This is a genomic window from Roseateles chitinivorans (genome assembly GCF_002761755.1).
GTDB classification, from domain to species: Bacteria; Pseudomonadota; Gammaproteobacteria; order Burkholderiales; family Burkholderiaceae_C; genus Roseateles; species Roseateles chitinivorans.
Genome location: NZ_PEOG01000024.1, coordinates 33,215 through 46,953, shown reverse-complemented (window position 1 = coordinate 46,953; position 13,739 = coordinate 33,215). Strand labels below are relative to the sequence as shown.

The window sequence follows — 13,739 nt, the reverse complement described above, 5'->3', positions numbered from 1 at the left end:
GCCGTGCCGGAAGGCGTGGCGGCGCGGCCGGCCGCGACCTCAGGCCATGCCTTGATGCCGCAGCAGCGCGTCGATCTGCGGCTCCCGGCCGCGGAAGGCCTTGAAGTTGTCCATCGCGTCGCGGACGCTGCCCATGGACAGGATCTCGTCCAGATAGCGCCGGCCTGTCGCCGGGTTGAACACGCCTTCCTCCTCGAACGCGCTCCAGCAATCGGCCGACAGCACCTCGGCCCACTTGTAGCTGTAGTACCCCGCCGCGTAGCCGCCCGCGAAGATGTGCGAGAAGCTGTGCTGGAAGCGGTTGAACGCCGGCGGCGGCAGCACCGCCACTTCGGCCCGCACCTCGTCCAGCACTTCCTGCACCCGGGTCTCGGCGCCGGGCTCCGCATGCAGGCGCATGTCGAAGAGCGCGAACTCGATCTGGCGCAGCGTCTGCAGGCCGGCCTGGAAGTTCTTGGCCGCCAGCATCTTGTCGAACAGCGCGCGCGGCAGCGGCTCGCCGGTGTCCACATGCGCCGACAGCTGCTGGATCACTTCCCACTCCCAGCAGAAGTTCTCCATGAACTGGCTGGGGAGCTCCACCGCGTCCCACTCGACGCCGGAGATGCCCGACACGCCCAGTTCCGCCACGCGGGTGAGCAGGTGGTGCAGTCCGTGGCCGCATTCATGGAACAGCGTCGTCACGTCATCGTGGGTGAGCAGCGCCGGCTTGCCGTCCGCGCCCTGGGGGAAGTTGCAGACCAGGTGCGCCACCGGGATCTGCTCGGCGCCGGTGCCGGCCAGGTCCGGCCGCGCCCAGCGGCTGCGCACTTCGTCCATCCAGGCGCCGGGCCGCTTGCCCTGGCGCGCATACAGGTCCAGGTAGACCTGGCCGATCAACTGGCCATCGCGGCGCAGCTCGCAGAACTGCACCGACTCGTGCCAGACCGAGGCCTTGGCCGGCACCAGCTGCACGCCGAAGAGCCGGTCGACGATGCGGAACAGCCCGTCCAGCACCCGCGGGAGGGTCAGGTATTGACGCACCTCCTGGTCGGAGAAGGCGTAGCGCGCCTCCTTCAGCTTCTCGGAGACATAGGGCAGGTCCCAGGCCTGAGGATCGTCCAGGCGCAGCGCGGCCTTGGCGAAGTCGCGCAGTTCGTCCAGGTCGCGCTGCGCGTAGGGGCGGGCGCGGCTCGCCAGGTCGCGCAGGAAGCTCATCACCTGCGCCGGCGACGTCGCCATCTTGGGCACCAGCGAGGCCTCGGCGAAGTTGGCGAAGCCCAGCAGCTTCGCCTCCTCCTGGCGCAGCATCAGCAGTTCCTGCATCAGCGGGCCGTTGTCCCAGTCGCACTTGTCGCCGAGCTCGCTGGCGCGCGTCACGTAGGCCCGGTACAGGCGCTCGCGCAGCGCGCGGTCCTCGGCGTACTGCATCACCGGCATGTAGACCGGGAAGTGCAGCGTCAGCTTGTGCGCGTCGGGATCGGTGTTGCCGTCCTTCTCGGCCGCGGCGCGCGCATTGGCGACGACGTCGGCCGGCACGCCCTTGAGCTCCGCGGCGGTGGCCAGGTAGCTCCAGCCGTCGGTGGCGTCCATGACGTGCTCGGAGAAGGCCTGGCCCAGTTCGGCGCTGCGTTCCTGGATCTTGGCGAAACGCTCCTTGGCCTCGCCCTGCAGCTCGGCGCCGGAGAGCACGAAGTCGCGCATCGCGTGCTTGAGCAGCTGGGCGCGCTCGGGCGTCAGGCCGGGCTGGGCGGCGATCGCCTTGTAGAGGGCGTACAGCGCCTCGTTGGCGCCCAGCGCGGTGTGGAATTCGGTGACCGCCGGCAGCATCGCGTTGTAGGCCTCGCGCAGCGCCGGCGTGTTGGCGACCGCGTTCAAGTGGCCGACGGCGCCCCAGGCGGTGCCCAGCCGCTCGGTGGCGACGTTCAGGGTACGGGACAGGCGTTCGTAGTCGGCCGGCGCGCCGGGCGCCGTGACCTGCTCGAGCGCCTGCTGGGCCTGGGCGAGCAGTTCGGTGATGGCCGGCTGGATGTGGGACGGGTCGATCGCGGCGAAGTCGGGCAGCGACGCTTGGGAGAGCAGCGGGTTCGCTGCGGCGGAGGTGTCGGTCATGCAGGCCTCGTGAATCTGGCGAAAGTCCGGGACAGTGTCTCAGCCTTTCGCGCGCGTGAGCGCGGGAGCTTTCTATCGTGGGGACAGGGCCCGGACTATCAAGTCCGGGGCTTCCCCATCACGAGGCGGGATTGTCGTCCGCGGTCAGAAGGTTTCCCAGTCGCCGTCGTCGGCGGCTGGCGCCGGACGCGGCGCGGGCGTCGCGACCGCCGGAGCCGCAGCCGTCGGCTTCGACGCCGGCGGCTTGACGGCGCCATGTGCGGCACCATTCGCCCCAGGCCGGACCGTCTTCATCGGCGCGGGCTGCGGCGAGGCCGTCTTCGCCACCGCGCCCGGCACGGTCGATGCCGAGGGGAGCGACGTGACCGATGGGGCCGGTCTCGCCGCCGGAGCGCGCGCCGCCGCCTGAGCCGGCGCCGCCCGCTTCACCCCCTCCATCGTCTCCTGCCCCAGCCGGAACACCGACACGATCTCGGTCAGCCGGTGCGCCTGGTCCTTGAGGCTCTCGGCCGCCGCTGCCGATTCCTCCACCAGCGCCGCGTTCTGCTGCGTCATCCGGTCCAGCTGCACGACCGCGTCATTGACCTGCGCGATGCCGGCGCTCTGCTCGGTCGACGCCGCGGTGATCTCGCCGATGATGTCCGTCACCCGCTGCACGCTGTGCACGATGTCGTTCATCGACGCGCCCGCCGCCTGCACCAGCCGCGACCCGGCTTCGACGCTGGTCACGCTCGCGCCGATCAGCGCCTTGATCTCCTTGGCGGCCTCGGCGCTGCGCTGCGCCAGCGAGCGCACCTCGCTGGCCACGACCGCGAAGCCGCGTCCCTGCTCGCCCGCACGCGCGGCCTCGACCGCCGCGTTCAGGGCCAGGATGTTGGTCTGGAAGGCGATGCCGTCGATGACGCCGATGATGTCGTTGATCTTCTTGGAGCTGGCGTTGATCTCGTCCATCGTCGAGACGACCTGGCCGACCACCTCGCCGCCGCGGGCCGCCGCGCTCGAGGCGCTGGACGCCAGCTGATTGGCCGTCTGCGCCGCGTCGGCGGTCTGGCGCACCGTCGCGGTCAGCTCCTCCATCGACGAAGCCGCCTGCTGCAGGTTGGAGGCGGTTTCCTCGGTGCGCTGCGACAGGTCCTGCGAGCCGATCGCGATCTCGCTGGACGCGGTGGTGATCGAGTTGCTGGCCGCCCGCACGTCCAGCAGGATGCGCTGGATCTTCTCGGCGAACAGGTTGAAGGACGAGGCGATGCGGCCGACCTCGTCCCGGCCGCCCGCGGGCAGGCGCTGGGTCAGATCGCCGTCGCCGGCGCTGATGTCGTCCAGCGCGGCGCGCACGCGGTCCACGCCGCGCAGCATCGCGCTGATCGTGCCGGTCATCGCCAGCGCGGCGATCGCCATCATGACCAGCGCCGTGATCACCGCGGTGCGCAGCAGCGCGCCCAGCGAGGCCAGCGCCTCGTCCTCCTTCGCCGCGACGAAGAGCTGCCAGTCGGTGTCCGCGATCGGCGTGCCGCTGATCAGGAAGGCGTCCCCGGCGACCCGCGCCTCGGCCCAGCCGGCCTGCGGGTCCAGCGCGGTCGCCAGCGCTTGCGGCGTCAACTGCTCGGAGATCGCCGTGGCCGGCTTCAGCGCCAGCTGGGCATCCGGGTGCGCGACGATCTTCCCGTCCTTGGACATCAGGAAGGCGAAGCCGCCCGGCGTCGGCTTGATCGCCTGGACCGTGGCGACGACATCGTCGAGGAACACATCGGTGGCGACGACCGCCCGGGGGCTGCCGCCGGTCTTGTCCGCGGCCGCGAAGGTCACCACCAGCCGCCCCTTGGACGCGTCCATGTAGGGTGCCGTCAGGATGGTGCCCGAGGCGGAGGCGGCGCCGGTGTACCAGGGGCGGCCGGTGGGGTCGTAGTCCGCGGGGAGGTTCTGCGGCGTGTTGAAGACGATCTTCTTGTCGGCGAAGCCGACGTAGGCCGCCTCCAGCCGTCCGGACCGGGCCGCCTGCTGCAGCAACGGCACCGGGTCGGCGGCGCCGACCGCCGGCTGCAGCGAGGCCACGATGTCGCGCTGGGCCCGCACCCATTGCCGGATCGCGTCGCCGCGCGCCGCGGCCAGCTCATCCAGGGCCTGGGACACCTGCTGGCGGGTGTGGCCGCGCACGGTCAGGTAGTTGGCGACGGTGATCGCCAGCAGCGTCAGGGCGACGATGCCCACGCCCAGCGAGATCAGTCGGGTCTTGATCGAGTCGAACATGAACGGGCTCCTTGGCTCGTCGGCGCCGGGCGTGTCCCGCTCTCTGGCGCGTGCCTCCACGATTCGCTCTCTCGCGCGTCGCTTGCCCTGCAAGGGCAGGACGCGTGCCGACCTGGAAAAACGCCCGGTCGGTGCCGGGCGTTCGTTCGATCAGGCGGTGGTCATCGCATCCATCAGGCCCATGTCCGCGCTGGACATCAGGCCCTCGATGTCGATCAGGATCAGCATGCGCTCGGCGACCGCGCCGATGCCCATGATGAAGCTGGTGTTGACGGCGCTGGAGCTCAGCTCGGGCGCCGGACGGATCACGTCGCGGTTCAGTTCCAGCACGTCAGACACCGAGTCGACCACCGCGCCGACGACGCGGTTCTTGACGTTCAGCACGATGACGACGGTGAAGCTGTTGTACTCGGCCGTGGCGCAGCCCAGCTTCAGGCGCAGGTCGACGATCGGCACGATCACGCCGCGCAGGTTCACCACGCCCTTGATGAAGTCGGGCGCGTTGGCGATGCGGGTCGGCTGCTCGTAGGAGCGGATTTCCTGCACCTTCAGGATGTCGATGCCGTACTCCTCCTGACCCAGGCGGAAGGTCAGGTACTCGCCGCTGGCGGGCGCGGCGCTGGCGCCTTGCGGGACCAGCGCGCCGGAGTTCGCTTGCACGACTTGCGTGCCGGTTTGTTGGACGATTTCCATGTGTTGACCTCGTGCAGCGGATTAGAAGGTTTCCCAGTCGCCGTCGGCGGCGGTGGTGGCCGGCACAGCCGGCGGCGGAGTGAACGGGGCGGGCGCCGACTTCGGCGCCACGGGCTTCGGAGCGGCGGGCTTGAGCGCGGCCCGGGCCGGCTTGGCGGCGGCCTTGACCGGCGAGGACAGCGGCTTCGCGGCCGCCGCCGGCTTGACGGCCGGCACCGGAGCGGCGCTGAACGACGGGGCCGGCTTGGCGGTGAACGTCGTCGACGGGGCCGTGGCGCCCGAAGACGAGGACGTCGACGAAGACGACGAAGAGGGCGACGACTTCGCGGTGAAGGCGATCGCCGACAGCGCGCCGGTGCTGCCCGACACGCGGAAGCGGTCCACCACGGCGCCCAGGCGCTCGGCCTGGTCCTTCAGGCTCTCGGCGGCAGCGGCGGACTGCTCCACCAGCGCGGCGTTCTGCTGCGTCATCTGGTCCAGGTTGCTCACGCCCTGGTTGACCTGGCTGATGCCGTCGCTCTGCTCGCTGGACGCGGCGGTGATCTCGCCGATGATGTCCGTCACCCGCTGCACGCTGGAGACGATGTCGCTCATCGTCGAGCCCGCTTCCTGGACCAGGCGCGAGCCGGTCTCGACGCGCTCGACGCTGGCGCCGATCAGGGTCTTGATCTCGCGCGCGGCCTCGGCGCTGCGCTGGGCCAGCGAGCGGACCTCGCCCGCCACCACCGCGAAGCCGCGACCCTGCTCGCCGGCGCGGGCGGCTTCCACCGCCGCGTTCAGCGCCAGGATGTTGGTCTGGAAGGCGATGCCGTCGATCGTGCCGATGATGTCGCTGATGCGCTTGGAGCTGGCGTTGATCTCGTCCATCGTCGAGACCACCTGGCTCACCACCTCGCCGCCCTTGGCCGCCGCGCCCGAGGCGGAGGAGGCCAGCTGGTTGGCGGTGCGCGCCGAGTCGGCGGTCTGCTTCACGGTGCCGGTCAGCTGCACCAGCGAGGACGCAGCTTCCTGCAGGTTGGACGCGGTCTGCTCGGTGCGGCTGGAAAGGTCCTGGTTGCCGGAGGCGATCTCCACCGAGGCGGTGCGGATCGAATCGGCCGCGGTGCGCAGCTGGCCGACCATCGCCTGCAGCGCTTCCTGCATGTGGTGCAGCGAGCGCATCAGCTTGGAGGCCTCGTCCACGCCCTCGACCGGCTTCATCGCGCGGGACAGGTCGCCCTCGGCGATGGCTTCGGCCAGGGCCTCGGCCTCGGCGAGCGGCGTGCAGATGGTCTGCATGTTCAGCAGCGTCAGCGGCACCACGACGATCGCGGCGAACACCAGCACCAGGCCGAAGGTCCAGAGCACGCCGCCCTGGGTCTTCTCGATGCCGGCGCGCATGTCCTCGGCCTGCGCCTGCATGCGCTTCTCGACATCCTCGAGTTGCTTCTCGGCCTGCGCGACCTGGTCCTTGGCGGGGCCGAGCAGCCGGTCCGCCACCGCAGCGTGGTCATAGGCGCCGGCTTCCAGCTGCGACACCACGTTGGCCGCCTTCTGCGCGTAGGTCTCCAGCGAGGCCTTGATCTGCAGCAGCACCGCCTTGTCGTCTTCCGGGCTGAGCGCGGCGATGGCATCGAGGTGCTCGGCCGCGGCCTTGCGCGACTTGTCCCAGGCCGCGTGAGCCTGCTTCACCACCTCGGGCTTCTCGTAGTTGATGATCATGTCCTTCTCGTAGCGACGGATTTCTCCCATCGCGCCGTGAAGGGCGCCCACGCGCTGGCCGCGGGTCGCGGATTTCTCCAGGAACTCCTGGGTCTGGCCCCGCATCGACTGCATGCCGAAAAGGCCGACGCTGCCGACCACCATCAGCAGCGCCAGCACGATGCCGATCGCGCCGATCATGCGGGTCCGGATGCTGAATTGACGCATCAACGCGCTGAAATTCATGTCTACCTCTTATGCGTTCGGCATCGGCCGCCTGGCCGACGCCCACGTTCTTTCAATGGCGCTCAATGGCGCGAGCGGCGCACCAGGCTGCCCACGTCCAGGATCAGCGCGACGCGGCCGTCGCCCATGATGGTCGCGCCGGAGACGTCGGTGACCTTGCGGTAGTTCGCCTCCAGGTTCTTGACCACCACCTGCTGCTGGCCGAGCAGCTCGTCCACCAGCAGCGCGACGCGGCCGCCTTCGGCTTCCACGACGACCATGATCGAACTCACATGCTCGAAGTCGAAGCGCGGCACGTTGAACACCTGCTCCAGCTCGACCACCGGCATGTACTCGTCGCGGACCTCGACCACGCGGCCGGAGCCGCCGACGGTCTTGATCGTGTCGGCCTGCACCTGGAAGGACTCGACCACCGACGACAGCGGCAGGATGTAGACCTCTTCGCCGACACCGACGCTCATGCCGTCCATGATGGCCAGCGTCAGCGGCAGCCGCACCGAGACCTTCATCCCGTAGCCCTCGGCGGAGTCAATCTCCACCGTGCCGCCCAGCGAGGTGATGTTCTTCTTCACCACGTCCATGCCGACACCGCGGCCCGAGACATCGGTGACCTGGTCCGCGGTCGAGAAGCCCGGCGCGAAGATCAGGCCCCACACTTCCTGGTCGGTCATGGTGTCGGGCGCGTCGATGCCTTTCTCGCGGGCCTTCTTGATGAGCTTCTCGCGATTCAGGCCGCGGCCGTCGTCGCGGACCTCGATCACGATCGAGCCGCCCTGGTGCGAGGCGACCAGCGTGATCGTGCCCTGCTCGGGCTTGCCCTTGGCCAGCCGGTCGGCCGGCGACTCGATGCCGTGGTCGCAGCTGTTGCGCACCAGGTGGGTCAGCGGGTCGGTGATCTTCTCGACCAGGCCCTTGTCCAGCTCGGTGGCCTCACCCTGGGTGACCAGCTCGACCTTCTTGCCGAGCTTGGCCGCCAGGTCGCGCAGCATGCGCGGGAAGCGGTTGAACACGACCGACATCGGGATCATGCGGATCGACATGACCGATTCCTGGAGGTCGCGGGTGTTGCGCTCCAGGTCGGCCAGGCCGGAGGCCAGCTGCTGGTACAGGCCGGGGTCCAGGTTGCGGCTGTTCTGCGCCAGCATCGCCTGGGTGATCACCAGCTCGCCGACCAGGTTGATCAGCTGGTCGACCTTCTCGACCGACACGCGCAGCGTGGACTGGTCCGGGCTGGCGCCGCCGCCGGCGCGCGGGGCGACGTCGGTGCGGGCCGGGGCCGCCGGCTTGGCGGCCGGGACCGGCACGTTGGCCTTGGCGGCTTCGGCGGCCTTGGACTCGGCGGCGGTGGCCTCGGGCACGCCGGGGGCGTCGTCGAAGAAGCCGTAGCCGGGGTCCTCGTCCTTCTTGGTCTCCACCGGCGCGCCGGGCGCGCCTTCGTGGAAGCCGAAGCCCTCGGTCAGCGGCATCAGCTTGACCTGCTCGCGCGAGACGTGGAAGGTGAACAGGTCCAGCAGGTCGTTGTCGGTGCTGCTGGTCAGGACCTTGAAGCGGCGCATGCCGTCGGCCGGAATGCCGCCGTCCAGCGGCTCGATCGTGCCCAGGTCGGTGATTTCCTTGAACAGTTCGACCAGGTTGTCGGCCTGCGCCGTGTTGTTCAGCGGGCCGACCAGCAGCTCGAGCTGGCGCACGGTGGACTTCAGCGGCGCGGGGGCCGCCGCGGCGGGGGCCGGGGCGGGCGCGGCCACCGGGGCCGGCGCGGCCGCGGGCGCGCGGGAGCCGTCCAGCGTGCCGCCTTCGACCAGCGTGCGGATGCTGCTCAGCAGGTCCGAGGTGTCCACCGCGTCGGCGCCCGAGCCCTGATGACGGGCCAGCTGCGCCTTGAGCGCGTCGCCCGACTGCAGCAGCACGTCCACCATCTGCGAGGTCGGGGCCAGTTCATGACGCCGCAGCTTGTCCAGCAGCGTCTCCATCTGGTGCGTCAGCTCGGCCACGTCGTTGAAGCCGAACGTCGCCGCGCCCCCCTTGATCGAGTGGGCGCAGCGGAAGATGGCATTCATCTGCTCATCGTCCGGGTTCTCGATGTCCAGGTTCAGCAGCAGCTGTTCCATGTTGTCGAGGTTCTCGCCGGCCTCCTCGAAGAAGACCTGGTAGAACTGGCTCAGGTCGATGCCCGCGCCGAGATTTGCGCCTTCGGAGGTCATATCTCCCATGAATCTCTCCAGCTCGCCTTCAGCGGATCACCTTGCCGATCACCTCGATCAGCTTGGCCGGGTCGAAAGGCTTGACCAGCCAGCCGGTGGCACCGGCGGCGCGGCCGGCCTGCTTCATCTGGTCGCTGGACTCGGTGGTCAGGATCAGGATCGGCGTGGTCTTGAACTTGGGGTTGTCGCGCAGCTTCTTGGTGAGGCTGATCCCGTCCATCCGGGGCATGTTCTGGTCGGTCAGCACCAGGTCGAAATCGCGTTGCGACGACTTCTCCCAGGCGTCCTGCCCGTCCACCGCCTCCACGACGTTGAAACCCGCATTCTTGAGGGTGAACGAGACCATCTGGCGCATGGAGGCCGAATCGTCTACGGCGAGGATCGAGGGCATTTTTGGTTCTCCGGATGACAAGCGGTTTTCGGGTGGACCTGAAGATTCTTGAGGACCTTGACGGCGGTCTGCCGACAGCGGCCGGTGTTTTCGTGACCTAACGGACGGAACGACGGAACATCGTCAGAACAACTCGATCGATCCCGCGTCCATCTCGTCCTGGGTGACGGGATTGGGACGCAGCGGGGCGGTCTCGACGACGGCCATGCCGTCCTCGTCCTCCCCGAAGGTGTCGCGGGCCAACTGGTCCGAGCAATTGCGCAGCCGCTGGCTGGTGTGCGCGATCAGCTGGGTCGACATGTCCTGGAACTGCAGCGCGGTGATCGCGCCGGCCAGATGCAGCATCAGCTGCTGCAGCGCGTCCTGGTCCCGGGCGTCGGGCAGACGCTCGCGCATCTGGTCGACCAGGCCCGACGCGCCGAAGAAATGCGTCGACAGGGCTTCGCAGGCATCGTCCAGCAGACGCTGCAGGCGCTCCAGATCGTTGTTGACCGTCATCAGATGGTCCTGCAGCTCGGCAGCGGCCAGCAGCGGCATCAGTCCGCTGCCTTCCGGCTCGACCGACGTCTCATCGATATGCATCTTGGCTCCACATAGGGCGTCCTGGTGCGTCGTCATGTCTGCCCAACTCAAACATGCGCCCGGACTTGTCGGCTGGCAAGAATCTTCGGCTTTTGCCACGCATCTGTCGACGGGACTAACCGTGCAAAGTAGCCCCATTAGCTCTGATCGACTGGACGCTGACAAATCTCGATAAGGGTAAACCCAAGACTCTACGGTTTCCAGATGAATAAAACCTAGGGGTCTCCTGCGCAGATGAGGGATGCGCGACAAACTTGGCATACTCGCGCCCATGCCGACTCTCCCCCTGGCCGAGCGCTGTCTGCGCCTGCTGCATATCGAGGATTCCGACCTGGATCACCAGCTGATCCTGGCCCAGTTGCAACGGGCCGGATTGCGCTTCGAAGTCACGCGGCTGGACACGCTGCCTGATATCGAGGCCGCCCTCGACCGGACCTGGGATGCGGTGATTTCCGATTACAACCTGCCGGGGTTTTCGGGGCTCGTCGTGCTGGACATGATCAAGCAGCGGCAACTGGTGCTCCCGTTCGTGCTGGTGTCCGGCGAGATCGGCGAGGACACTGCCGTTGCGGCGATGCGGACCGGGGCGTCGGACTACCTGCTCAAGAACAACCTGGCGCGGCTGGCGCCGGCGCTGCTGCATGCGATCGAGTCCTGCGAGGCGCAACTCGCCCGCCAGGAGGCCGACCGCGAGCTGCTCAAGTCCAAGCAGCAGTTGCACGAGCTGGCGGGGCACCTGCAGACCAGCGTCGAGATGGAGCGGGCGGCGATCGCGCGCGAAATCCACGACGACGTGGGGGGCTCGCTGACGGCGCTGAAGTTCGACCTGGCGTGGATCGCCCGCCACAGCAAGGACGAGGACGTGCAGCAGCGGGTGCAGTCGGCGCTGGAGACGGTCACCAGCGCCATCGAATCGAGCCAGCGCATCATGCACAACTTGCGTCCGGCGATCCTGGAACAAGGATTGCTGGCAGCGGTGCAGTGGCTGGCGGCCCGCTTCGAGCGCCGCACCGGCATCGCGACCTCGGTGCGGCATGTGGGCGACCAGTTCCAGCTGCCGGCCGGCGTGCCGCTGGTGGCCTACCGCTGCGCGCAGGAGGCCCTGACCAATGTGTCCAAGCATGCCGGCGCGACCCGGGTCGAGGTGGAGTTGAGCATGGAGGGCGGCGTGCTGACGCTGGAGATCAAGGACAACGGCCACGGGATCGCGCCGGGTGACCTGAGCAAGGCCCGCAGCTTCGGCATCCGCGGCCTGCGCGAGCGCGCCGCCACGGTGGGTGGCTGGGTCGACCTCAGCAGCGGCCTCCATGGCACGGCCCTGATCCTGTCGGTGCCGCTGCGCGGCGTCATCGGCGACTTCGAGTTCGACGAGGACGGCGAGCCGCTCTCCGTCGGTACCGGCCATGACCCCTCCTCCTGGGGCGCCCTATGATCAAAGTCATCCTCTGCGACGACCACGCGCTGATCCGCCGCGGCATCCGCGACACGCTGTCCGACGCGCCCGACATCGAGGTCGTCGGCGAGGCCGGCGACTACGGCGAGCTGCGAAGCCTGATGCGCACCCTGCCGGCCGACAAGCAGTGCGACGTGCTGGTGCTGGACATCAACATGCCGGGCCGCAGCGGCCTGGACGTGCTGCATGTGCTCAAGGACGAGGGCACCACGACGCGGGTGCTGATCGTGTCGATGTATCCCGAGGACCAGTACGCGATCCGCGCGCTGCGCGCGGGCGCCTTCGGCTATGTGAACAAGGGCGGCGACCCGCAGCTGCTGGTGCAGGCGGTGCGCACGGTGGCGCAGGGTCGCAAGTATGTGACGCCGGAGATCGCGCAGATGCTGGTCGAGAGCCTGACGGCGCCGGCGCCGGAGCAGGCCCACCAGAAGCTGTCGGACCGCGAGTTGCAGACGCTGGTGATGATCGCCTCGGGCAAGCGCCTGTCCGACATCGCCGAGGAGCTGATGCTCAGCCCCAAGACCGTCAGCGTCTACCGTGCCCGGGTCCTGGAGAAGCTGGCGCTGTCCAACAACTCGGAGCTGACCGTCTACGCCATCCGCAACGGACTGGTCGAGAGCTGATCCCCCCGCATCGCCCGGTGGCCCAAATAGGGGGAAGTCAACGAGCGAGCGTGGGGCCGGCATGGGGCTTGGGGGTCCAGGAGGGATCCCCCATGCCCCGTGGAGAGCCCGCGCCTGGCGATCCGAAGTCCAAGACGGACGCACCCGTCGAAACCGGCGCGTCCCGTTCGTCGTCTTCAGGGGACATTCGCGCCCGCCAGCCGCCATTCATCGCAAGCGAGTCTTGACGAGGCGGGGGCGCCTCGGAGAATGCGCCCCGGATTGAACACAGGGGGCCGTCATCGATACCGCATTGTTGAAAGAGCTGCGCATCCAGGGCAACGAGCGAGAGGACCATGACGGCGGGCCGCCGCGCTGGGTCTGGATCCTGGGGGCGGTGCTGATCGTGCTGGCGCTGCTGGGCGCTGGCGGCTGGTGGTGGTGGACGCAGTCCCAGGTGCCCGAGGTCCAGACCGCGAACGCGCAGGCGCGCGGCGGGGCGGGGGGCAACGCGGTGCTGCAGGCCACCGGCTATGTGACGGCGCGGCGCGCGGCCACCGTCTCGACGCAGATCACCGGCACGCTGACCGAGGTGCTGTTCGAGGAGGGCGACAAGGTCCAGAAGGGCCAGGTGCTGGCCCGGCTCGAGGACCATGCGCTGCGCGCGGCGCTGGACATGGCGCGGGCGAACGTCAAGAGCGCCCAGGCCAACATCGAGGCGACGCGGGCGCAGCTGGTCCAGGCGCAGTCCGACCTCAGGCGCCAGGACGAGCTGGCCCTGAGCGGCATGACGACCCGGCAACTGGCCGAGCAGGCGCGCACCGCGGTGACCGCGACCGCGGCGCAGCTGGAGGCGCGCCGCCGCGAGGCCGACGCCGCCGCCGCGCAGGCGGCGCAGGCGCAGGTCAACTTCGACTACACGGTGGTCAAGGCGCCGTTCTCCGGCGTCATCACCGCCAAGGCGGCGCAGGTGGGCGAGATCGTCTCGCCGCTGTCCGCCGGCGGCGGCTTCACCCGCACCGGGGTCGGCACCATCGTCGACATGGATTCGCTGGAGGTCGACGTCGACGTCAACGAGGCCTACATCGGCCAGGTCAAGTCCGACATGCCGGCCGAGGCGGTGCTGGATGCCTATCCCGACTGGCGCATCCCCGCGCATGTGATCGCGGTGGTGCCGTCGGCGGATCGCGGCAAGGCGACCGTCAAGGTGCGGGTGGCGCTGGAGAAGAAGGACCAGCGCGTCGTGCCCGACATGGGCGTGCGGGTCTCCTTCCTCGCCGGCAAGACCCAGGCGCAGGCCGCACCGCCGCCGGGCGTGCTGGTGCCGCGGTCCGCGGTCGTGACGCGGGACGGCGCGGACGTGGTGTTCGTCGTCGTCGGCCAGAAGGCCGCGGCGCGCAAGGTGAAGCAGGGAACGCCGGTGGGCGATCAGGCGGTGGTGCTCGAGGGCCTGAAGGCCGGCGAGCCCCTGGTGCTGAATCCGCCGGAGCAGTTGCGGGATGGTGGCGCGATCAAGCTGACCGCCGCCAAGTGAACGAAGTGCATGAACCGTT

General features: G+C 69.2%; 10 protein-coding genes. 3 read left to right on the top strand and 7 right to left on the bottom strand.

What is annotated here, in order from left to right; all coding sequences use genetic code 11:
• Positions 1–39: 39 nt before the first annotated feature.
• The 7 genes from CS062_RS10850 to CS062_RS10820 all read right to left on the bottom strand — a co-directional run bounded on the left by CS062_RS10850 (position 40) and on the right by CS062_RS10820 (position 10,131).
• Complete coding sequence (locus CS062_RS10850; protein ID WP_099861659.1) at positions 40–2,091, bottom strand: M3 family metallopeptidase; 2,052 nt, start codon at positions 2,089–2,091, stop codon at positions 40–42.
• A 144-nt stretch (positions 2,092–2,235) separates the two neighbouring features.
• On the bottom strand, positions 2,236–4,338 hold the full coding sequence (locus tag CS062_RS10845; RefSeq protein WP_099861658.1) for a methyl-accepting chemotaxis protein: 2,103 nt from the start codon (positions 4,336–4,338) through the stop codon (positions 2,236–2,238).
• Positions 4,339–4,488: 150 nt separating this feature from the next.
• Positions 4,489–5,031, bottom strand: a complete 543-nt coding sequence (locus tag CS062_RS10840) for a chemotaxis protein CheW (protein ID WP_099861657.1) — start codon at positions 5,029–5,031, stop codon at positions 4,489–4,491.
• A gap of 21 nt (positions 5,032–5,052) precedes the next feature.
• Positions 5,053–6,957, bottom strand: coding sequence for a methyl-accepting chemotaxis protein (locus CS062_RS27275; RefSeq protein ID WP_099861656.1), 1,905 nt, complete (start codon positions 6,955–6,957; stop codon positions 5,053–5,055).
• 62 nt (positions 6,958–7,019) lie between these two features.
• Positions 7,020–9,167 carry a chemotaxis protein CheA gene (locus CS062_RS10830; protein WP_099861655.1) on the bottom strand — a complete coding sequence of 716 codons (2,148 nt, stop codon included), beginning with the start codon at positions 9,165–9,167 and terminating at the stop codon, positions 7,020–7,022.
• Positions 9,168–9,186: 19 nt separating this feature from the next.
• A complete protein-coding gene (locus tag CS062_RS10825; RefSeq protein ID WP_067068294.1) occupies positions 9,187–9,549 on the bottom strand; it encodes a response regulator in 363 nt (120 codons plus the stop codon).
• 123 nt (positions 9,550–9,672) lie between these two features.
• Positions 9,673–10,131 carry a hypothetical protein gene (locus CS062_RS10820; protein WP_099861654.1) on the bottom strand — a complete coding sequence of 153 codons (459 nt, stop codon included), beginning with the start codon at positions 10,129–10,131 and terminating at the stop codon, positions 9,673–9,675.
• Positions 10,132–10,402: 271 nt separating this feature from the next.
• Between CS062_RS10820 and CS062_RS10815 the strand changes: the two genes are divergently transcribed.
• The 3 genes from CS062_RS10815 to CS062_RS10805 all read left to right on the top strand — a co-directional run bounded on the left by CS062_RS10815 (position 10,403) and on the right by CS062_RS10805 (position 13,720).
• Positions 10,403–11,563, top strand: a complete 1,161-nt coding sequence (locus CS062_RS10815) for a hybrid sensor histidine kinase/response regulator (protein WP_099861653.1) — start codon at positions 10,403–10,405, stop codon at positions 11,561–11,563.
• Positions 11,560–12,207: a response regulator gene (locus tag CS062_RS10810; RefSeq protein WP_099861652.1), complete on the top strand. Its 648-nt coding sequence runs from the start codon at positions 11,560–11,562 to the stop codon at positions 12,205–12,207. The genes CS062_RS10815 and CS062_RS10810 overlap by 4 nt, the downstream gene beginning before the upstream one ends.
• Before the next feature lie 292 nt (positions 12,208–12,499).
• On the top strand, positions 12,500–13,720 hold the full coding sequence (locus CS062_RS10805; protein WP_199174221.1) for an efflux RND transporter periplasmic adaptor subunit: 1,221 nt from the start codon (positions 12,500–12,502) through the stop codon (positions 13,718–13,720).
• Positions 13,721–13,739: the final 19 nt, after the last annotated feature.

What these genes read in the sequence shown, in the direction of transcription:
- CS062_RS10850 (WP_099861659.1), bottom strand. Translation starts at nt 2,091, where the DNA reads ATGACCGACACCTCCGCCGCAGCGAACCCGCTGCTCTCCCAAGCGTCG.
- CS062_RS10845 (WP_099861658.1), bottom strand. Translation starts at nt 4,338, where the DNA reads ATGTTCGACTCGATCAAGACCCGACTGATCTCGCTGGGCGTGGGCATC.
- CS062_RS10840 (WP_099861657.1), bottom strand. Translation starts at nt 5,031, where the DNA reads ATGGAAATCGTCCAACAAACCGGCACGCAAGTCGTGCAAGCGAACTCC.
- CS062_RS27275 (WP_099861656.1), bottom strand. Translation starts at nt 6,957, where the DNA reads ATGAATTTCAGCGCGTTGATGCGTCAATTCAGCATCCGGACCCGCATG.
- CS062_RS10830 (WP_099861655.1), bottom strand. Translation starts at nt 9,167, where the DNA reads ATGGGAGATATGACCTCCGAAGGCGCAAATCTCGGCGCGGGCATCGAC.
- CS062_RS10825 (WP_067068294.1), bottom strand. Translation starts at nt 9,549, where the DNA reads ATGCCCTCGATCCTCGCCGTAGACGATTCGGCCTCCATGCGCCAGATG.
- CS062_RS10820 (WP_099861654.1), bottom strand. Translation starts at nt 10,131, where the DNA reads ATGCATATCGATGAGACGTCGGTCGAGCCGGAAGGCAGCGGACTGATG.
- CS062_RS10815 (WP_099861653.1), top strand. Translation starts at nt 10,403, where the DNA reads ATGCCGACTCTCCCCCTGGCCGAGCGCTGTCTGCGCCTGCTGCATATC.
- CS062_RS10810 (WP_099861652.1), top strand. Translation starts at nt 11,560, where the DNA reads ATGATCAAAGTCATCCTCTGCGACGACCACGCGCTGATCCGCCGCGGC.